This is a genomic window from Halomonas sp. H5, assembly GCF_050613175.1.
Classification (GTDB): Bacteria; Pseudomonadota; Gammaproteobacteria; order Pseudomonadales; family Halomonadaceae; genus Bisbaumannia; species Bisbaumannia salifodinae.
Map to the genome: position 1 here is coordinate 4,062,186 of NZ_CP192510.1, position 19,265 is coordinate 4,081,450.

The 19,265-nt window shown below is 69.7% G+C and carries 20 protein-coding genes and 1 pseudogene; 13 read left to right on the top strand and 8 right to left on the bottom strand.

Features of this window, described 5'->3' with window-relative positions:
* The first annotated feature begins 123 nt into the window (after positions 1–123).
* Positions 124–519 carry a hypothetical protein gene (locus tag ACQ1W9_RS18765; protein ID WP_431024661.1) on the top strand — a complete coding sequence of 132 codons (396 nt, stop codon included), beginning with the start codon at positions 124–126 and terminating at the stop codon, positions 517–519.
* Between the two features lie 59 nt (positions 520–578).
* Here ACQ1W9_RS18765 and gloA read toward each other — a convergent pair whose 3' ends face one another.
* Positions 579–1,112 (bottom strand): lactoylglutathione lyase, encoded by a 534-nt coding sequence (gene gloA / locus ACQ1W9_RS18770; protein WP_431024662.1) that lies wholly within the window; start codon positions 1,110–1,112, stop codon positions 579–581.
* An 88-nt stretch (positions 1,113–1,200) separates the two neighbouring features.
* On the opposite strand from gloA, the gene ACQ1W9_RS18775 reads away from it, so the two are divergent.
* Positions 1,201–1,680 (top strand): C40 family peptidase, encoded by a 480-nt coding sequence (locus ACQ1W9_RS18775; RefSeq protein WP_346060724.1) that lies wholly within the window; start codon positions 1,201–1,203, stop codon positions 1,678–1,680.
* A gap of 9 nt (positions 1,681–1,689) precedes the next feature.
* Here the strand turns inward: ACQ1W9_RS18775 and ACQ1W9_RS18780 are convergent, their stop codons facing one another.
* On the bottom strand, positions 1,690–2,565 hold the full coding sequence (locus tag ACQ1W9_RS18780; protein ID WP_346060731.1) for a DMT family transporter: 876 nt from the start codon (positions 2,563–2,565) through the stop codon (positions 1,690–1,692).
* A 165-nt stretch (positions 2,566–2,730) separates the two neighbouring features.
* Between ACQ1W9_RS18780 and ACQ1W9_RS18785 the strand changes: the two genes are divergently transcribed.
* Both ACQ1W9_RS18785 and ACQ1W9_RS18790 read left to right on the top strand, forming a co-directional pair.
* On the top strand, positions 2,731–3,381 hold the full coding sequence (locus ACQ1W9_RS18785; protein ID WP_431024663.1) for a DUF1826 domain-containing protein: 651 nt from the start codon (positions 2,731–2,733) through the stop codon (positions 3,379–3,381).
* Positions 3,382–3,528: 147 nt separating this feature from the next.
* Positions 3,529–3,873 carry a DUF6482 family protein gene (locus ACQ1W9_RS18790; protein WP_195861080.1) on the top strand — a complete coding sequence of 115 codons (345 nt, stop codon included), beginning with the start codon at positions 3,529–3,531 and terminating at the stop codon, positions 3,871–3,873.
* A 75-nt stretch (positions 3,874–3,948) separates the two neighbouring features.
* On the opposite strand, the gene ACQ1W9_RS18795 is transcribed toward ACQ1W9_RS18790, so the two are convergent.
* On the bottom strand, positions 3,949–5,364 hold the full coding sequence (locus ACQ1W9_RS18795) for a serine hydrolase (protein ID WP_431024664.1): 1,416 nt from the start codon (positions 5,362–5,364) through the stop codon (positions 3,949–3,951).
* Positions 5,365–5,648: 284 nt separating this feature from the next.
* On the opposite strand from ACQ1W9_RS18795, the gene ACQ1W9_RS18800 reads away from it, so the two are divergent.
* A complete protein-coding gene (locus ACQ1W9_RS18800; RefSeq protein WP_346060734.1) occupies positions 5,649–5,858 on the top strand; it encodes a DUF2061 domain-containing protein in 210 nt (69 codons plus the stop codon).
* An 87-nt stretch (positions 5,859–5,945) separates the two neighbouring features.
* The gene (locus tag ACQ1W9_RS18805) at positions 5,946–6,488 is read left to right on the top strand and encodes a hypothetical protein (RefSeq protein WP_431024665.1); all 543 of its coding nucleotides are present in this window, start codon (positions 5,946–5,948) and stop codon (positions 6,486–6,488) included.
* Here the strand turns inward: ACQ1W9_RS18805 and ACQ1W9_RS18810 are convergent.
* Positions 6,485–7,255 carry a sulfite exporter TauE/SafE family protein gene (locus ACQ1W9_RS18810; RefSeq protein WP_346060736.1) on the bottom strand — a complete coding sequence of 257 codons (771 nt, stop codon included), beginning with the start codon at positions 7,253–7,255 and terminating at the stop codon, positions 6,485–6,487. The two genes, ACQ1W9_RS18805 and ACQ1W9_RS18810, sit on opposite strands and share 4 nt — an antisense overlap.
* A 160-nt stretch (positions 7,256–7,415) precedes the next feature.
* Here ACQ1W9_RS18810 and ACQ1W9_RS18815 point away from each other — a divergent pair, with 160 nt between their 5' ends.
* The 4 genes from ACQ1W9_RS18815 to ACQ1W9_RS18830 are packed head-to-tail and all read left to right on the top strand — an operon-like array spanning position 7,416 to position 10,579.
* Positions 7,416–8,336, top strand: a complete 921-nt coding sequence (locus ACQ1W9_RS18815; RefSeq protein ID WP_431024666.1) for a 3-keto-5-aminohexanoate cleavage protein — start codon at positions 7,416–7,418, stop codon at positions 8,334–8,336.
* Positions 8,333–9,289, top strand: a complete 957-nt coding sequence (locus ACQ1W9_RS18820) for an L-carnitine dehydrogenase (RefSeq protein WP_431024667.1) — start codon at positions 8,333–8,335, stop codon at positions 9,287–9,289. The genes ACQ1W9_RS18815 and ACQ1W9_RS18820 overlap by 4 nt, the downstream gene beginning before the upstream one ends.
* Complete coding sequence (locus ACQ1W9_RS18825) at positions 9,289–9,744, top strand: thioesterase family protein (protein WP_431024668.1); 456 nt, start codon at positions 9,289–9,291, stop codon at positions 9,742–9,744. Before ACQ1W9_RS18820 ends, ACQ1W9_RS18825 begins: the two co-directional genes overlap by 1 nt.
* Positions 9,745–9,748: 4 nt before the next feature.
* The gene (locus ACQ1W9_RS18830) at positions 9,749–10,579 is read left to right on the top strand and encodes an alpha/beta hydrolase fold domain-containing protein (protein WP_431024669.1); all 831 of its coding nucleotides are present in this window, start codon (positions 9,749–9,751) and stop codon (positions 10,577–10,579) included.
* A gap of 157 nt (positions 10,580–10,736) precedes the next feature.
* Here the strand turns inward: ACQ1W9_RS18830 and ACQ1W9_RS18835 are convergent, their stop codons facing one another.
* Positions 10,737–11,711, bottom strand: coding sequence for a GlxA family transcriptional regulator (locus ACQ1W9_RS18835; RefSeq protein ID WP_431024670.1), 975 nt, complete (start codon positions 11,709–11,711; stop codon positions 10,737–10,739).
* A gap of 211 nt (positions 11,712–11,922) precedes the next feature.
* Between ACQ1W9_RS18835 and ACQ1W9_RS18840 the strand changes: the two genes are divergently transcribed.
* From ACQ1W9_RS18840 to ACQ1W9_RS18850, 3 genes are all read left to right on the top strand, one after another.
* Positions 11,923–13,323: a BCCT family transporter gene (locus ACQ1W9_RS18840; RefSeq protein ID WP_431024671.1), complete on the top strand. Its 1,401-nt coding sequence runs from the start codon at positions 11,923–11,925 to the stop codon at positions 13,321–13,323.
* Positions 13,324–13,388: 65 nt separating this feature from the next.
* Positions 13,389–14,372 carry a GlxA family transcriptional regulator gene (locus tag ACQ1W9_RS18845; protein ID WP_431024672.1) on the top strand — a complete coding sequence of 328 codons (984 nt, stop codon included), beginning with the start codon at positions 13,389–13,391 and terminating at the stop codon, positions 14,370–14,372.
* A 91-nt stretch (positions 14,373–14,463) separates the two neighbouring features.
* Positions 14,464–15,726 carry a TauD/TfdA family dioxygenase gene (locus tag ACQ1W9_RS18850; RefSeq protein WP_431024673.1) on the top strand — a complete coding sequence of 421 codons (1,263 nt, stop codon included), beginning with the start codon at positions 14,464–14,466 and terminating at the stop codon, positions 15,724–15,726.
* A 294-nt stretch (positions 15,727–16,020) separates the two neighbouring features.
* Here the strand turns inward: ACQ1W9_RS18850 and ACQ1W9_RS18855 are convergent, their stop codons facing one another.
* The 3 genes and pseudogenes from ACQ1W9_RS18855 to ACQ1W9_RS18865 form a co-directional block, all read right to left on the bottom strand.
* Positions 16,021–16,923 (bottom strand): prolyl oligopeptidase family serine peptidase, encoded by a 903-nt coding sequence (locus ACQ1W9_RS18855; RefSeq protein ID WP_431026467.1) that lies wholly within the window; start codon positions 16,921–16,923, stop codon positions 16,021–16,023.
* A pseudogene (locus ACQ1W9_RS18860) lies at positions 16,897–18,096 on the bottom strand (S9 family peptidase); the annotation flags it as partial. The gene ACQ1W9_RS18855 and the pseudogene ACQ1W9_RS18860, both read right to left, overlap by 27 nt.
* 197 nt (positions 18,097–18,293) lie before the next feature.
* Positions 18,294–19,265 carry a GlxA family transcriptional regulator gene (locus tag ACQ1W9_RS18865; protein WP_431024674.1) on the bottom strand — a complete coding sequence of 324 codons (972 nt, stop codon included), beginning with the start codon at positions 19,263–19,265 and terminating at the stop codon, positions 18,294–18,296.

Here is a 19,265-nt window from a genome sequence, read left to right on the forward strand (position 1 = left end):
ACTATTCCGGGCCATCTCCGAGTGAAATTATCTTCCCTGAGTCGCCGCCGGATAGAATTTGATTCATTCATCGTAAAAAAACTCGTATATTTCGATAAATTATTTCAATATGATCTCTACATTATGAAAAGACATATTATCGGCCTCGCCCTCCTGGCCTCCTGGCTGCTGTTGATATCCAGCCTGGCTATCGCCCAGGGCGATTCCCAGTCCATCGCCACCACCACCCAGGTACCCGCAGGCAACTGGCAGGCCATCCTGCTGCGTAACCTGCCCCAGGGCGCCTCGCTGCGCATCGTGCTGGAAACGGATGGCTCTCTGGGAGTCTTCCTGATCGAGGCGGAGGAGTATGACCGGATGGCGGAGGGAGGCCGCCCCCAACTCGCGGCCACGACCCAGAGGCAACTGGACATCACCCTGCGGGTACCCGTCGGCGCGGACTACTATCTGGTGCTGGACAATCGCCAGGGCGATGAGGACCGTGAGGCCGCCGTGGCGATCACCGGATCGCGTCACTGAGACAACGGCGCCGCCCCCAGGGGCGGCGCCGTTGTTTCCGTCACTCGGGTGGGCCGACCTCAGGCGCCCAGCCTGGCCAGGCGGGCCGCCTCCACCACCTCGATCCAGTAGCCGTCCACGTCCTTGACGAAGACCACGTCCTTCATCTTGCCCTGGTCGGAGCGCTTGACGAACTCCACGCCGTTGGCGTCGAACCAGGCCTCGGCGGCGTCCAGGTCCGGTACCGAGAAGCAGATATGCCCGAAGCCCTGGGGCTCGGCGTTGCCGTTGTGGTAGGCGAAGTCGTCCTGGTCCTCGGTGCCCCAGTTATGAGTCAGCTCCAGCAGGCCCTTCTGACCGAAGGTCCAGACGGTGCGCTCGCCGGCTTCCTCCGGCACCGCGTCGTCCGCCTCGAGGCGCGCCAGGAAGTAGAGGGAGAACTGCAGCTCCTCGAAATCGAGGCGGCGCAGGACCCGCATGCCGAAGACCCGGGAGTAGAAGGCCAGGGCCTGCTCCGGGTCCTTGACGCGGAGCATGGTGTGATTGAGCCGGAAGCCGTCGCTCTCCGGGGTCGGCGCCTGGACGCCGGGATGCTGCTCGCCGCTGAAGCTCATGGGTTTCCCCTTTTGGTTTAATTGGGTGATTCTAAAGCAGATGTAGTTGGCTAGACTGGATTTCAACCCCGCCAAGGAAGGAATGGCCATGCCCCTCGCCCTGCCCCGCGCCTTCACCCTGGTCACCCTGTTGCTGGGCCTGGCCCTGCTGAGTGGCTGCGCCGGCCGCGACCTGGCCCTGCGTGACGCCTCCCCCGAGCTCTCCCTGGAGCGGGCGCTGATCCTCTCCAGTGCCCGCCAGGCCCTGGGCACGCCCTACCGCTTCGGCGGCAATACGCCCCGGGGACTGGACTGCTCCGGGCTGGTGGAGCTCAGCTACCGCGCCGCCGGCATCCCGGTGCCACGCACCGCCGACGACCAGTACCGTCAGTTGCCCTCGGTCCGCGAGGCGCGCCCCGGCGACCTGCTATTCTTCGGCGACCGGCGCAAGGCGACCCATGTGGGCATCTATATGGGTAACGGCCAGATGATCCATGCCCCGGGCCGCGGCCGCGCGGTCACCCAGGTGCCGCTGGAGATCGCCTACTGGCAGGAGCGCTTCCTGGGCGCCGCCGGCCCGGCGCCCTGAGGCGTCCTGCTACGAGCTCGGCCGGCGCTTGAGGCTGGTACGGCGCTCGTGGAAGGCGATGGCCAGGCCGCTGCCGATGATCAGCGCCGAGCCGGCGAAGACCCAGGCGTCCGGCACCTCGGCCCACAGCCACCAGCCCAGCAGCACCGCCCAGAGCATGCCGGTGTAGTCGAAGGGCGCCGCCAGGGCCGCCGGGGCATGGCGGAAGGCCAGGGTGATACAGGCCATGGCGCCGATGCCGAAGATGCCGGCGCCGAGAAAGCCCAGCCAGTGCAAAGGCGCCGGCACCTGCCAGACCCAGGGCAGCAGGATGCCGGTGACCCCCAGGGGCACCAGGGTCACGTAGAAGACCATGGCCCAGAGGTACTCGCGCACCCCGTAGCGGCGGGCAGTGATCATCAGCAGCGCATAGAAGAGTGCCGCGCCCACCACCACCAGGGCGCCGGGCTGGAAGCCGGCGCCGCCGGGACGCACCACCACCAGCACCCCGAGAAAGCCCACCAGCGCCGCCGCCAGCGGCAGGCGCCCCACCTTCTCGCCCAGCAGGGGCACCGAGAGCAGGGTCACGAACAGCGGCGCGGCGAAGGCGATGGCGGTGGTCTCGGCCAGGGGCAGCAGGGTCAGGCCGAAGACGAAGCAGAGCATGGTGCCGGTGGCGAAGAGGCCACGCACCAGGTGCACCCCGGGGCGCCGGGTACTCAGCTTGCGCAACCCGCCGTAGAAGTGGGCGATCAGGGCAATCAGCGGCAGCGACACCAGGGTGCGGAAGAAGATGATCTGCACCGGCGAGTGCACTTCCCCCAGCCATTTGGCGATGGCGTCCCCCACCGAGAGACAGAAGACCCCGGCACACATCCACAGGATGCCCTTCAAGGACGGTGACATCGCCGCTTCTCCTGACCCTGGTTGTTGAATAATTAACACACCGACTCTAACCGACTCTCGCCCGCGGGGCGATGCCCAGGATGGCATCGGCCTCCCTCCGGGCTTGCCAGCCTCCATAGATGCAATGTTATATAGTTACTTTTATTCCCGAGAGACGAGGTCCTTATGTCCCTGCCGGCCACCGCTCCCATCGCCTCGCCGCCCCGGGCCGCCTTCGGCGATACCATCGAGATCCTGCCGAAGATCTTCCACGACGACACCAACCTGGCGGTGATGCGCCGCCAACTGGATGCCGACCTGGCGGCCAGCGTGGCGGCCCAGCTGGCGGTCGACCGCCGCCTGGACTGGCGCTGGCGGGGCGGCGTCGGTGAGGCCCTGGCCGAGGACCTGCTCAATCACCTGCCGCGGCCGAGTCAGGCAAAGCCCCTGGTGGAGGACATCACCCTGATCTGCGAGGCCATGGCCTATCTCTTCGATACCGAGACCATCGGCGTACGCCTGCAGCGCCTGGAGGGCGCCATGTGCCCGCGTTTCCATGTGGATAACCTGGCGGTGCGCTTGGTCAGCACCTATGCGGGCGCCGGCAGCGAATGGCTTCCGGAGCCGGCGGCCGAGCGGGCCGGCCTGGGGGCGCCGCGCCCCGGCAAGCCCGATCCCTTGCGCGATGCCCAGTCGATTCGCCGCCTGGGCTGCGGCGATATCGCCCTGCTCAAGGGCAAAGGGTGGGTCGGCAACGAGGGACGCGGCCTGGTGCATCGCAGCCCCCAGGCGGCCCCGGGCGAGCCGCGGCTGCTGTTGGCCCTGGATCCTGGATAATCGACTATACAAAGGCTTTACAAAACATATATCTATGATCACGAATGTCCTGATCAGGGACGCAAGGACGTACGACTATGGCTAGACAGGCGGGGGCGATCTTCTACCCTTATTGTACAAGCCCGACGTTTTCCCACGAGGTAGCAGATGAGTACCATCGACTTGACCGACTGCCGCAAGCTGACCTACAAGCAGCTGGGCCAGGCCCTGCACCAGGGCTTCTCTCCCATCGTCGAGGTGGAATCCCTGGATGGCATCTACACGGTGCACTTCCACCATGCTCACGGTGTCGCCGACCTGGTGGACGACCGCGGCAAGGTGCGCACCTTTATGGGTACCGGCGAGATTCGCGACCTGCTCGGCGACTTGGGCCTGACCCATGGGGTGCTGACCTGTGCCGACCAGTGCGGTGACGAGATGATCGGGGTGCCGGGCAAGCCCATTACCCCGGACGAGATGCTCACCTACGGTACTCGTATCGCCTTCCGTTAGGTTTTTTCAACGCCTCGACGAACGGCGCCCGCCGATCCGGCCGGATCGGCGGGCGCCGTTCGTCTGCGCGATACCTTAGGGGTTGGCGGTCACCACCAGGCACTCCAGGCCGCGCTGCTGGAGGCGCTGGCAGGCGCTATAGGCCTGGTCCTGCTCGAAATCCACCAGGCGGGCGCGGAACACGGTGCGCTCCTGGGTGGCCAGCTCGGTCACCGCCACCGGCGCGGGCTGAGCCAGGTAATCGGCGGCGCGGGTCGCCAGCTGCCGGGCCTGGTCGCGATCCTGGAAGGCCCCCACCTGTACCGCCCAGCCTCCCCCATTGCTGCGGGTCGCCGCCGGGCGCGTCAGCGGGGCCACCTCGACCTCCCGTTGCATCAGCTCGAGGATCGGGTCCTGAGTCGTCAGGCTGCCCTCGGCCAGGCCGCTATCCTCGGCATAGGTCGGCGAGGCCGGCGCGAAGGCCGCCACCAGCCGCTCGGTGGCCTCGGCCCGCGCGATATCGGTCGCCGCGGTATCGCTCGCCGGCTCGCCGTCCACGGCGCTGGCCAGCATCGTGCCCGGGGTCGTCCCGGGACGACGCGGCGCGAGGTCGGCGGACACCGACGCCAGCAGCGGCGGCACATTGGCGGAGACATCGGCGGAGGCGACCCAGTCGCGCCCACCGCGTAACGCCAGGCGTTCGAAGCCGTTATCCAGCAGGGTGGTCATATGGGCATCCCGGGAGTGGGCGGTGAAGCCGCCCATCACCACCGCCAGCAGGCGCCGATCGCCGCGTCGCGCCGAGGTGGCCACATTGAAGCCGGAGGCGCGAATAAAGCCGGTCTTGAGGCCATCGGCACCGTCGTAGTTGGAGAGCAGGCGATTGTGGCCGTTGTGCTGATTGCCGCGGTAGCTGAAGCGGGTGCGGCCGAAGTTGTCATAGTAGTGGGGAAAGTCCGCCATCAAGTGCACCGCCAGGTTGGCCATGTCCCGGGCGGTGGTGACCTGAAGGTCGTCCGGCAGCCCCGAGGCATTGCGGAAGCGGGTGTCCAGCATCCCCAGCTCCCGAGCCTTGTCGGTCATCAGCCGCGCGAAGCCCGCCTCGCTGCCCCCCAGGGCCTCGGCCACCACCACCGCCACGTCATTGGCGGAGCGGATGATCAGCGACGGAATGGCGTCGCGCACGCGGATGCTGTCACCGGCCTGGAGCCATAGCTTGGAGGCGGGCATGGCCGCCGCCTGGGCGGAGACCGGCAGGGGCTGGTCGAGGCTGAGGCGCCCCTCGTCCAGGGCCTCGAACAGCAGGTAGAGGGTCATCATCTTGGTCAGCGAGGCCGGGTAACGCTGGGCCTCGGCATTGGCGGCGTGCAGCACTTCGCCGCTGGTGGCATCCACCACGATGGCGGCGTAGCGCGGATTGGCCTGGGCCGGCGCCGTGGCCAGGGTCAGGGCGACCAACACCATCAGCGGTGCCAGCCAGCGCCCCAGGGCGCCCTTATGAGTGGGCATCATCGTTCGGTTCCCCCGCATGAAACTGCCTTGTTGGAACGCCGGCGGCCCCCGCTGTCTCATGCGGCCGGGGGCACGACCCGTTCCTTGCGAATCTTTTCTCCTTACTTGGAAGTATGCCGACGAAAACGCCGCTGTCCACCGTCAGGCGTGGAATCCGTTTACACCATTGAATCACCATGCCGGGGCCCGACAGATCCTGACTATCGCCGGGATTGGGGGATTTAACTCAACAAATAAGAATCATTCTCTTATGATGAGTCTCAACAGCATTGAGGAGGACCATCATGTCCCAGGCCAAGATCAAGACCCTGACGTTCGCCGTCGTGCATTTCAGCGTGGCCTTCGCCGTCACCTTCCTGCTCACCGGCAGTTGGGTGCTGGGCGGCCTGATCGCCATGATCGAGCCGGCGGTCAACACCCTGGCCTACTTCTTCCACGAGAAGGCCTGGGAGGCCTTCCACAGGCGCCACCCCAAGGCACCACTATCGCCCTGATCCCGCTCTCCAAACGCCCCCTCGGCATGGTCGCCCGGCACGCGATTGGGTAGGCTAACGGCCTCATCTTCCCGGCGGAGCGTCTCCATGCCCATCCTGGCTCGTCCCCTGCTGCTTACCGGCGCCCTGCTGCTGGCCACCCCGGCGGCGGCCACCATGTTCAATGCCGACCGCGTCGAGCCCAGCGGTCACTGGCACTCGCTGCGCCTGAGCCTGGGCGAGGCGCGCCTCTTCCGCGCCACCAATACCCTGGATCAGCCCGGCACCGCCTTCTCGGTGGACTTCGCCCCGCCCCATTGCCAACCCCAGGCGGAGCTGCGGGTGGAGATGCACGAGTTCGTGGCCACGCCCGAGACCCGCCAGGGCTCGGCCAGCCTGCGCATCGACGACCTCCCCCCCTTCGCCGCCCCGACCGACCTTCGGCGGGATCCCGGCGACAGCGGGGCCTACGCCCTCTTTACCCTCGACGAGCCCTATCGCCTGCTCCACGAGCTGCGCAGCGGCGAGGTACTAAGCCTCAGCCTGGGTGACGACGATCCCTGGGAGCTGGACTTCGTCCTGGACGGCGCCGGCCCCGCCCTGGATCGTGCCGCCCGCCTGTGCCGGCGAGCCGGCGACGCGGACGCCTAAGCAACGATGCCGAGCCGCCCCAGTCCCAGCCAGATCAGGCGCAGCGCCAGCAGGGTCAACACCCACTTGAAGAGGGTGTCGAAGCGCCGATCGGAGAGGTGACGCAGCAGGCGCAGGCCCAGCCAGGTGCCCGCCAGGCCGGCGACGATCATCGCCACCATCAACGCCAGCCAGTCGCGGAACACGAAGCCGGCGACCCCGAAGACGAAGGCCTTGGTGAGGTGCTGGAAGCTCATGCAGGCGGCGAAGGTGGCCACCCGCGGCAGGCGCTCGCTGAAGTGCTGCTTGATCACCGCCCCTACCAGGGGGCCGGACGCCCCCACCAGGCTGGAGAGGAAGGTGGTCAGGGCCCCGGCCAGCAGGGTCCCGGCGTGCCCCAGCCAGCCCCTGGGCCAGCCCGGCCCCCAGCAGGAGTAGAGCACGAAGGCGGCGATGCACAGTTCCAGCACCCCCGGCGACAGGCGCACCATCAGCCAGGCGGCCACCAGGGCCCCCAGCACCACCCCGGGCAGGAAGGCGACCAGCAGGCCGCGATCGATATGCCGCCAGGTCATCACCGCCCGGCCGCCGTTGGAGCCCAACTGCACCATGCCGTGGACCGGAATCAGCGCCGTGGCCGGCATCACCTGGGCCATCACCATGATCAGCAGGGTGCCGCCGCCGATGCCCACCGCCGCCGAGACCCCCGAGGTCAGCGCCGCCAGCAGCACCAGGCCCAGGTTGATCGCCGCCGATAGCGGCGACAAGAGCTCCAGCATCCCTTCCATGACCCCCTCCTCGATGGTCTCGGGCGACCTCGCCCGATGATTCGCGTCCTATTCACTCCCCTCTGGCGACTCGGGTCAACTTCCCGGCGCAAGTTGCCAAACGGCCGGGGCCGTGGCGGACGACACTGAACGCGAATTCCACCACCCCGAGGGAGCGACCATGAATCGCAACGTCATCCTCACCTGCGCCATCACCGGCGCCGGCGACACCACCGCCAAGAGCCCCCATGTGCCGGTGACGCCCAAGCAGATCGCCGACAGCTGCATCGAGGCCGCCCGGGCCGGCGCCAGCGTGGCGCATATCCATGTGCGCGACCCGCAGACCGGCGGCATCAGCCACTCCGTGGAGCACTTCCGCGAGGTGATGGAGCGGGTCCGCGAGGCGGACACGGATATCGTCATGAACATCACCGCCGGCGGCGGCGGCGACTGGATCCCCGACGCCGAGGACCCCACCCGCGGCGGCCCGGGCACCGATATCCAGACCCCGGCCGAACGCCACGCGCCGGTGGCCGAGCTCTTGCCGGAGCTCTGCACCCTGGACTGCGGCAGCCTCAACTTCGGCGACATGGTCTACGTGAACCCCGCCGACTGGCTGCGCGAGCACGCCCGCCTGGTGCAGGCCGCCGGGGTCAAGCCGGAACTCGAGTGCTTCGACCTGGGCCATGTGTGGTTCGCCCGCCAGCTGCAGCAGGAGGGCCTGCTCGACGGCGATCCCCTCTATCAGCTCTGCCTGGGCATCCCCTGGGGCGCCGAGGCCGATACCGAGACCATGCTGGCCATGCGCAACAAGCTGCCGGAGACCGCCAACTGGGCCGCCTTCGGCATCGGTCGCCAGCAGATGCCCATGGTCGCCCAGGCGGTGCTGCTGGGCGGTCATGCCCGGGTCGGCCTGGAGGACAACCTCTACCTGAAGAAGGGCGTCCTGGCCACCAACGGCCAGCTGGTCGAGAAGGCCGCCACCCTGATCGACAACCTCGGCGCCCGGGTCATGACCCCCGCCGAGACCCGCGCCCACCTCAAGCTGCGCGACCCGCGCACCGGGAAGATCGTGGAGAAAGTCGCCGGAGGTGACGCATGAGCCGCCAACTGAGCGTGATCGGCACCGGCGTCATCGGCAACGGCTGGATCGCCCGGGCCCTGGCCCGGGGCTGGGACGTGGTGGCCTTCGACCCGGCCCCGGAGGCGCCGGAACGCACCCGCGCCTTCGTCGACAACGCCTGGCCGTCCCTCGAGCGCCTGGGCCTGGCCGAAGGCGCCAGCCCCGCACGGCTCACCTTCGTCGACAGCCTCGAGGCCGCCGTGGCCGGCGCCGACCTGATTCAGGAGAACGTCCCGGAGCGCCTGGAACTCAAGCGCGAGATCCTCGCCGCCCTGGACGCCGCCGCCGAGGCGGAGGTGATCATCGGCTCGTCCACTTCCGGCTTCAAGCCCAGCGACCTGCAGCAAGACTGTGCCAAGGCGCCGGGGCGGGTGATCGTCGCCCACCCCTTCAACCCGGTCTACCTGCTGCCGCTGGTCGAGCTGGTGGGAGGCGAGGCCACCGCCGCCGAGCAGACCGCACGGGCCCAGATCCTGTACCGGGAACTGGCCATGCGTCCGCTGGTGGTCCGCCGCGAGATCGAGGGACATATCGCCGACCGCCTGATGGAGGCGCTATGGCGCGAGGCCCTGCACCTGGTCAACGACGGCGTGGCCACCACCGAGGAGGTGGACGCCGCGGTGGTCTACGGCTGCGGCCTGCGCTGGTCGCTGATGGGCACCTTCCTGACCTTCCACCTGGCCGGCGGCGAGCCGGGCATGCGTCATATGCTGGCGCAGTTCGGCCCGGCGCTGAAGCTGCCCTGGACCAAGCTCGAGGCCCCCGAGCTCACCGACGAGCTGATCGACAAGGTGGTCGAAGGCTGCGAGTACCAGGCCGCCGGCCGTCCGGTCAGCGAACTCGACCGTCGCCGCGACGACTTCCTGGTTGAACTGCTCGACCTGGTGCAGAAATACTGGCCGGAAGCGGAAGGCCTGGAGGGGCGCATCTGATGGTGATCCTGGAGACCCGGGTGGCCCCGGAGTGGGTCGACTACAACGGCCATATGAACGACGCCGAGTACGCCAGGGTCTTCTCCCTGGCGGTGGAGGCGCTGATGGACCGCATCGGCCTGGATGCCGAGGGGCGTCGCCGTCACGGCTACACCGTCTACACCCTGGAGACCCACCTCTGCTACCGCCGCGAGGCCCACCAGGACCAGCCGCTGGCGGTCACGGTGACCCTGCTGGATCGCGACGCCAAGCGGCTACACGCCTTCTTCGAGCTGTTCGACGAGGAGCGCAACCTGCTGGCCACCAGCGAGCAGATGCTGATGGGCATGAACCAGCAGAGCGGCCGCCCCGACGCTTTCCCGGCGCCGGTCGCCGAGGCGCTGGCCGACCTGCCCCACGCCGACGCCGGCGCCTGGCCGGAACTCGCCGGGCGCACCATCGGCATCCGGCGCTGACGGGATGGAGATCGCGGCCTTTATCCGCTGCTTCGCCGACGGCCTGAGCGATCTGGAGGGCGTGCCACCGGCGCTGGCACGCCCTCGCTATGAGGCCCTCTGCGCCGGCTTCGCACCCGCCGACCCGCCGGGCCTGCGGGTGATGGACGAGCGCCTGGCCGGCGTGGCGATCCGCCGCTTCACGCCGCGACGCTGCCTGCCCGGGTCGGTGCTTTTCGTGCACGGCGGCGGCTGGAGCCTGGGCTCGGTGACGAGCCACCACGGGGTGGCGGCGAGCCTCGCCGCGCAGCTGGACCGCGAGGTCATCAGCGTCGACTATCGCCTGGCCCCGGAGGCGGACTATGCCACCATGCTCGCCGACTGCCGAACGGTGGCCGAGGCCATCGCCCCGCAGGCCCTGGTGGGCGACAGCGCCGGGGGGCGGCTGGTACTCGACCTGGCCTGGGAGCCGACGAGCCCAGCATGGCCCCTGGGGCTGATCTATCCCCCGGTGGGCACCCCCGACACAGTCGCGCTGGGCCCGGATGCGCCGCTGCTCTCCCGGGACGAGATCCTCACCCTATGGCGAGCGATCGCCCCCACCCTGCCCCCCGTCCCCGAGACGCCCCCCTCCCAACGGATCGAAGTGCTGGCGGTGGAACACGATCCCCTTACCCACCCCCTGGAAGCCGCCGTGGCCGAGTGGCGACGCCGAGGGGCTCGAGTCGGCTATCGCCGCGCCCCGGGGATGGTCCATGGCGCCCTCCACGCCCAGGCTCACCTGGCCCCCATGGGCGAGGCCTGGCGCGACTTCTGCCGGGCCCTGGCCGGGGGCCTGGAGGCCCCACGCCCCTAGCTTGGCGATGCCAGGAGGCTGTCGGGCTTGACCGATTGTGACGAGAGTCACGGATTTCGAGTCAAATTGTTCGATCGATTGAGGCGAATAGCGCGCTATTTAACGAAATGGATCGAATGACGTTGGCCGAAAGCCCGGGATTCGCAGTAAATCAGCGTTAAGTTCGGCAGCCTCCTAACCTGACCCGCCGCGGCGAGACGCCGAACTGGCCGCGAAAGGCCCGGGAGAAGCTGGAGCTGGAGGTGAAGCCGCAGGCCAGGCCCACCGAGAGGATATCCAGTTGGGTATCCTCGAGGAGCTGGCGGGCCCGGGTCAGCCGCAGCCTGAGGTACCAGTGGCGCGGCGAGCTGTTGAGTTCCTGCTCGAAGAGGCGCTGTAGCTGGCGCGGCGAGACACCACTGCGGCGGGCGATCTCCGCCAGCGACAGCGGCTCCTCCAGGTGGCGTTCCATCAGCGCCACCGCCTCGATCAGGCGGCGTTTATGGGTGCCCAGCCGCCGCGCCAGAGACATGCGCTGCTGATCGCCACGACTGCGGATACGGTCATGAATCAGCTGCTCCGAGACCGCCACCGCCAGGGCGCTACCGTGACGATGAGCGATTGCCGCCAGGGCCATGTCCATGGCGGCGGCCCCGCCGGCGCAGGAGAAGCGCCGTGCCCCCAGTTCGAAGAGCTCGTCGGAGGTGGCGATGGAAGGAAAGCGTTCGCGGAAGGCGGGCAGGCTCTCCCAGTGCAGGGTGACCCGCGCCCCCTCCAGGAGTCCCGCCGCCGCCAGCAGGAAACCGCCGGTGTCCAGCCCTCCCAGCACACAGCCGCCGCGGTCGAGCCGGTGCAGCCAGCGAATCAGCGCGCGGCTCAACAGGGCCTCCGGGGCGAAGCCGCTGCATACCGCCAGGCAGGGCAGCGACGCCACTTCATCGATGGCGTGATCCACCATCAGGGTCATGCCGTTGGAGGCGGAGACCGGCTGGCCATCGGTGCTGATCAGGCACCAGGCATAGAGGGGCCGGTCGGCGATCCGATTGGCGATGCGCAGCGGCTCCACCGCAGCGAAGAAGGCCATCATCGAGAAGCCGGGCACCAGCAAAAAGCCGATGCGCTCCGGGGTCGTACCATCATGCTCGAGTCGCATGGCCGCCGCCTCCCGCGCCGATTCAGGACACCATGCCGACAGTCTCGCTCGGCCTCCGTCTTTCCCCTTGCCCCAATGCGACGCCGGGCAGACGCCTTCGGCCCTGCGGATGGCGTCGACTTTGCTTCGCCTGGCGCCAAGTGCGTCGATGCCCCCGGGCCTAGGCTGGCATGACACTCCATCCCAATAACAACAGTGGAATCGACCCGCCATGAAACAGGACTATCTGACCAGCGTCGCCTCGGTGCTCACGGTAGCCGCCCTGATCGGCGCCATCGTGCTCTTCCCCGGCCAGTTCGAACAGGCCCTGACCCTGGCCAAGACCCAGGTGATCGGCAACTTCGGCTTCCTCTTCACCTACCCCGCCTTCGCCGCCTCGCTGTTCTTCCTGGTGGCCGCCGTCACCCCCCTGGGCCGGCTGCGCTTCGGCGAGGGCCCGCCGGAGTTCTCCACCCCCAGCTGGCTGGGCATGCTGTTCTCCACCGGCATGGGCATCGCCCTGCTGACCTGGGGCGTCAGCGAGCCCCGCTACCATGTGGAGGCGGGCATGAGCTCCCATGAGGCACTGCTCACCGCCCTCAACCACTGGGGCCTGCTGGCCTGGGTGGGCTACCTGGGGGTGGGGGTGATGTTCGCCCATGCCCTCTATAACCTGGGCATCGCCAAGCCCGCCGAGCAGTTGCTGGGCAACGGCTTCCTCAGCCGCCTCAACCTGGTCAGCCTGGTGGTGGCCACGGTGATCGGCCTGGCGCTGACCTTCGCCTACGCTAGCACGCCGCTGCGCCAGGCGCTGGCCGACGGCCTCGGCCTGGAGGTGAGCAACGCGGCGATGATCCTGACCCTGGCCGGTTTCGCCATCCTCTCCTCCGCCTCGGGGCTCAAGCGCGGCATCAAGTGGCTGAGCAACTACAACAGCGTCTTCGCCCTGGGGCTGATGCTGGCGGTCTTCCTGCTCACCCAGCCCGGGGAGATCCTCGCCCAGTTCGCCCGCCTGCTGCCGGAGTACCTGCTGCGCTACCCGGCCATGGCCACCGATATCGGCCTCGGCGACCCGGAGCGCAAGGCCTGGCTGGCCGACTGGCTCTATGCCTTCGAGGCCTCCTGGTACGGCTGGTTTATCTTCACCGGGGTCTTTATCGCGCGCATCTCCAAGGGCCGCAGCCTGCGCGAGCTGGTACTGGGCATCCTGGTGGTGCCCAGCCTGCTCACCGGCTTCTGGTTCGTCACCTTCGGCCTGGCGGGCCTCGAGGCCGGCGCCGAGGACGTCTTCCAGCTGGTGCGCGATATCGACACCAGCGGGCTGCTGTCGCTGGTGCTGCTGCTCAATATCCTGCTGTTCTTCGTCACCAGCGCCGATTCTGCGGGCCTGGTCTGCGAGATGCTCACCGCCCGGCGCACGCGGATCTTCTGGATCCTGGCCATGGCCGGCCTGGCCATCGTGATCGGCGGGCTGGGCGGCGACGTCTACCGGGTGATCCTGACCCTGATCTCGGTCTCGGCGATTCCCGTGGCACTCGGCATCTTCGCCCTGACCGGCGCCTTCCTGCTGCGCCTCAGGCGAGACCGGGCCGCCATGCCCGAGATACGCGGCGGTGGCTCGGGGCCGGCGTAGCCCAGGGTTTGCAGACAGCGCCGGGGCTCCCATAATGGGGGCCCCGAACCGACGCCCGCCCCCTGATGCGACTCCACTATGCCGGCCCCGAGCCGGAACCCATCGGTATCCTGCTGCTGCCGCGCTTCGCCATGGTGGCGCTCTTCTCCGCCATCGAGCCGCTGCGGATCGCCAACCGCATGGCGGGCCGTGAGCTGTTCCGCTGGCGGCTGATCGGCCTGGACGGCACCCCGGTGACGGCCAGCAACGGCATGTCCCTGGGGGTCGAGCTGGCCCTGGAGCAGACCCCGGACTTCCCCAGCCTGGCGGTCTGCGCCAGCTTCGCCCCCGAGGCGGCCCTGACCCCGGCCCTGCTGGGCTGGCTGCGCGAGCGGGCGGCCCGGGGCTGCGTGCTGGGCGGCATGGATACCGGCTGCGTGGCACTGGCCGCGGCGGGGCTGCTCGACGACCAGACCGTAACCCTGCACTGGGAGAGCCTGCCCGACTTCCGCCGCCGCTTCCCGCGGGTCGATGTCGTGGAGTCCCTCTACGAGGTGGACGCCCGGGGCTTCTCCTGTGCCGGCGGCAGCGCCGCCATCGACATGGCCCTGGACCTGGTGCGACGCCGCCACGGCGAGGCCCTGGCGGCCCGGGTCAATGCCCAGCTGGTGCATGCCCGGGGGCGCCTGCCCGCCAGCCGCCAGCGCCCCGCGGCGCCACCCCACCTGCCCCTGGAGCTGCGCCGCGCCATCGGCCTGATGGAGGCCAACCTGGAGTCGCCCCTGGCCATCGCCGACCTGGCCCGGCGCCTGGCACTCTCCTGGCGCGGCCTGGAGCGGCTCTTCCTGCGCTACCTGGAGCGCTCCCCCCGGGATCACTACCTGGGGCTACGCCTGGATCACGCCCATGGCCTGCTGCTGGAGACCCCCCACCGGGTGCTGGAGATCGCCCAGGCCTGTGGCTTCGCCTCCGCCTCCAGCTTTACCCGCGCCTTTCGCCAACGCCACGGCCTCACCCCCAGCCAGCTGCGGCGCCAGCAGGATCGGGCCTGGCTGTCGAATGGTGCATAGTCGGTGTCGAATGGCGCCGCTTCCGCCGGCGCCGGCACGGGCAAGCTAGGCCTCTCGACCCAACGCTCGCCCTATCCCAGGAGAGGCCATCATGAATTCGCTGTCGTCCCCGACGCTGCCGCTTACCCCGGACTACGACGCCTGGCCCATCGAGGCCGAGATCCGCGCCGTCGCCCACGACGCCCGGGTGGTCACCCTGGGCTGGAGCGACGGTCGCACCAGCCGCTATCACGGCATCTGGCTGCGCGAGAACGCCGCCGACGAGAGCACCGTCAATCCCGCCACCCGGGAGCGCATCCTCGACCTCTCCACCCTGCCCGCCTGGCCGGAGATCGCCGCCGCCGAGGTGGACGCCGCCGGCGCCCTCTGCGTCACCTTCGCCCCCGAGGCGCGCGGACTGCGCTTCCATCCCGGCTGGCTGCGCGCCCATGACTACGACAACGGCGCCACCCAGGAGGGCCCCTTGGTGCCGGTAACGACCTGGCTGGGCGGCCCCGAGGCCATCCCCGACAGCCTCGACGCCAGCGGCCTGCTCGACGCCGAGCCGGCCAGCGAGGCCGAGGAGGCGATCCTCGCCCCGGCCCTGGAGAGCGTGCTCGGCAAGGGGCTGGTGCGCCTGCGCGGCCTGCCCACCGCGCCGGGCTCCCTGGCCGAGATCGCCGCCCGCATCGGCCCGCTGCGGGCCACCAACTTCGGCACCCTCTTCGACGTGCACGCCAAGCCCGACCCGGACTCCAACGCCTATACCGCCATCGCCCTGCCGCCCCATGTGGATCTGCCCACCCGGGAGTACCAGCCGGGGCTGCAGCTGCTGCACTGCCTGGAGAACGACGTGGCAGGGGGCCAGGCGGTGATGCTCGACGGCTTCGCCGTGGCCGAGGCGCTTCGCGACCGCCATCCCGAGGCCTTCGCCACCCTGACCCGCCAGCGCTGGTGCTTCGCCAATACCGCCCGCACCACCGATCATGTCTGGCATGCCCCCATGATCGGCCTGGACGAGCGCGGCGAACTGCAGGAGGTGCGTATCGCCGACTTCCTGCGCGGCCCGCTGCAGGCGCCCTTCGAGGCGGTGGAGCCCGCCTATGCGGCGCTGATGGCGCTGCAGGCCCTGCTCCATGAGCCGCAGTTCGCCCTGCGCTTCGACTATGCCCCGGGGGACCTGGTGATCTTCGACAACCGCCGGCTGCTACATGCCCGGGACGCCTTCGCCGGGGGCGGCGGCCGGCGCTGGCTGCAGGGCTGCTACCTGGAGCGGGACGAAGTGCGCTCCCGCTACCGGATGATCCAGCGCGCCCGGCGCCGGCGGCTCACCGAGGCGCCGAGTCCCCCGCCAGGGTCTGCCACAGGAAGGTAAAGGCCAGGGCCTGCATCCGCGCCCGCTGGGGCTGAGGGTGAATGAGCGGCGCCCGGCGCCGGCGGCTCACCGAGGCGCCGAGTCCCCCGCCAGGGTCTGCCACAGGAAAGTAAAGGCCAGGGCCTGCATCCGCGCCCGCTGGGGGCTGAGGGTGAATGAGCGGCGCCCGGCGCCGGCGGCTCACCGAGGCGCCGAGTCCCCCGCCAGGGTCTGCCACAGGAAAGTAAAGGCCAGGGCCTGCATCCGCGCCCGCTGGGGGCTGAGGGTGAATGAGCGGCGCCCGGCGCCGGCGGCTCACCGAGGCGCCGAGTCCCCCGCCAGGGTCTGCCACAGGAAGGTAAAGGCCAGGGCCTGCATCCGCGCCCGCTGGGGGTTGTCCGCGGCGCCGCCGTGACCGCCCTCGAGATTCTCGTAATAGAGCGCCGGCTGGCCCAGCTCGCGCAGCCGCGCCAGCATCTTGCGGGCATGGCCCGGGTGGACCCGGTCGTCCCGGGTGCTGGTCATCAGCAGCGTCGGCGGGTAGGCCGCCGCCGGGTCCAGGTTGTGGTAGGGGGAGAGGTCGCGCAGGAAGGCGTCCCAGTCGTCGCCGTCCGGGTCGCCGTACTCGGCCATCCAGGAGGCGCCGGCCAGCAGCTCGTGGTAGCGGCGCATATCGAGCAGCGGCACCTGGCAGACCACGGCGCCGAACAGTCGCGGGTATTTCACCAGCATATTGCCCACCAGCAGGCCGCCGTTGGAGCCACCCTGGATGCCCAGGCGCCGCGGCGAGGTGACGCCCCGGGCGATCAGGTCCTCGGCCACGGCGGCGAAGTCCTCGAAGGCCCGGGAGCGCTTCTCCTTGAGCGCCGCCTGGTGCCAGTCGGGGCCGTATTCGCCGCCACCGCGGATATTGGCCACCACATAGACCCCGCCCCGGGAGAGCCAGCCGCGCCCCACCCCGGGGCTATAGGCGGGCAGCAGCGAGACCTCGAAGCCGCCGTAGCCGTAGAGCAGGGTCGGGTGCTCGCCATGGGGGGCGAGATCGCGCCGCGCCACCTGGAAATAGGGAATACGGGTGCCATCGGCACTGGTGGCGAAGTGCTGACTGACCGCGAAGCCTTCGGCCTCGAACAACGCCGGGGCCCGCTTGAGCGGTGTGAGCGGCTCGCCGACCCGGCCATGATGGAGGGTGGTGGGGGTCAGGTAGTCGCTGGCCACCAGGAACAGCTCGTCGCTCTCCTCCGCGTCCACGGCGGCAACGCTCAGGCTGCCCGCCTCGGGCACCCCGGCCAGGGGCTCGCGGCGCCAGCCATCGGCCCCGGGGGTCAGCACCTCCAGGCGGTTGCGCACATGCTCCAGCACATTGAGCACCAGGTGGTGGCGGGTCCAGGTGAGGTCCGCCAGGGAGCGCCCCGCCTCGGGGGGGAAGAGCACCCGCACCTCGCGCCGGCCGGCCAGCCAGGCGTCGAGCTCGGCCACCAGCAGGCTGCCCGCCGCATGGGTGGTGCCCGCCAGGGTCCAGGGCTCGCGCAGCTCCAGGGTCAGCCACTGCCGATGCAGCCCCTTGCGGGCCGAGTCGGGGACCTCCAGGCGTCGCGGCGTGCCCGCCGCGTCGAGCAGGTAGAGCTCGCTGGCGTAGAAGGCCCTGCCCCGGCGGATCAGGTGGCGCTCGAAGCCGGGGGTGTCGTCGACCCCGGCGGAGACCGAGAGATCCTCCGCCTCGCCCTCGAAGCAGAGCGGCGCCTGGGCCAGGGGCGTGCCGCGATGCCAGCGGCGCACCTGGCGGGGGTAGCCGGAGGCGGTCAGCGAGCCCTCCCCCACCTCGGTGAAGGCGTAGACGCTGTCGCCATCGATCCAGGCCAGGTCGCCCTTGGCCTCGGGGCGATGGAAGCCGTCCTCCACCCAGCGCTTCTCCACCAGGTCGAACTCCCGGGTCACGTCGGCGTCGGCCCCGCCCCGGGACAGATTCACCAGGCAGTGGCGCCAGGGCTCGTCCTCGCCACGGGGCCGCAGGCAGTGGGCGCCGTGCCACACCCAGTTTTCCCCCTCGGCGGCGTTGAGGGCATCCAGGTCGATCAGCACCTCCCAGTCCGGCCGCGGCCTGGCGTACTCCGCCAGCGGGGTACGGCGCCAGACGCCCCGGGGGTGGGCCTGGTCCTGCCAGAAGTTGTAGTAATGGGGGCCGCGGCGCACCACGAAGGGGATGCGGTCGTCGGCCTCGAGGATCGCCAGCAGGTCATCGCGCAGCGCCGTGAAGCCAGCATCCGCGGTCAGCCGGGCCAGGGTCTCGGCGTTGTGCTCCCGCACCCAGGCCAGGGCCGCCGGGTCGTCCACCGCCTCGAGCCAGCGGTGGGGATCATGGGGATCTGATGACTGTGCCATTGCCGTTCTCCGAGGGGCCTTTGGCCCAGTGTATCGGGGAGCGGCTCAGGCGTCGCCGCTCCTCTAGGCTATGCCCGAAAACTGGCTGCACTCGGCCATACGGCGTTAAAAATCGGCTCAAAGTACTCATTTACACCACGTAAACTCCGTCTTTTCGCCGATTTTTGCCTTGTCTGACCTTCGCTCGCCGACTTTTCAGACAAAGCCTAAGGACCGGGGCCCCGGCGCGCCTGGCGCGGCGACTGGCCGTAGAAGCCGCGGAAGGCCCGGGAGAAGCTGGAGCTGGAGGTGAAGCCGCAGGCCAGGCCCACCGAGAGGATATCCAGCTCGGTCTCGTCGAGCAGGCGGCGGGCCCGTTCCAGGCGCAGCTTGAGGTAGTAGTGCCGGGGCGAGCAGCCCAGCTCCTGGTCGAAGAGGCGCTGCAGCTGCCGCGGCGAGACGCCGCCGCGCCGCGCCACCTCGGCGAGGCTCAGCGGCTCCTCCAGGTGGCGCTCCATCAGCGCCACCGCCTCCACCAGGTGGCGCTTGTGGGTGCCCAGGCGCCGCGCCAGGGTCATGCGCTGCTGGTCGCTGCGGGTGCGGATGCGCTCGTGGATCAGCTGCTCGGAGACATCGATGGCCAGGCGTGCCCCGTGGCGCCGGCCGATCACTTCCAGGGCCATGTCCATGGCGGCGGCACCGCCGGCGCAGGAGAAACGCCGCGGTCCCAGCTCGAAGAGCTCGTCGGAGGTCGACACCCCGGGGAAGCGCTCGCGGAAGGCGGGCAGGCTCTCCCAGTGCAGGGTGACCCGCTCGCCCTCCAGCAGGCCCGCCGCCGCCAGCAGGAAGCAGCCGGTGTCCAGGCCGCCCAGCACGCAGCCGGCCTGATCCAGGCGATGCAGCCAGGCCATCAGCGGCCGGCTCAAGTGCGCCTCCGGCGCGAAGCCGCTGCATACCGCCAGCGAGGGCAGGTGGTGCACCTCGCCGATGGCCTGGTCGCTCATCAATGTCATGCCGTTGGAGGCGGTGACCGGCCCGCCGGCCTCGCTGATCAGGGTCCAGTCGAACAGCGGCCGGCCGCTGATGCGGTTGGCGATGCGCAGCGGCTCCACCGCGGCGAAGAAGGCCATCATCGAGAAGCGCGGCAGCAGCAGGAAGCCGACGGTCTCGGGCAGGGGCCCCGCATACGCCAGGCGCAT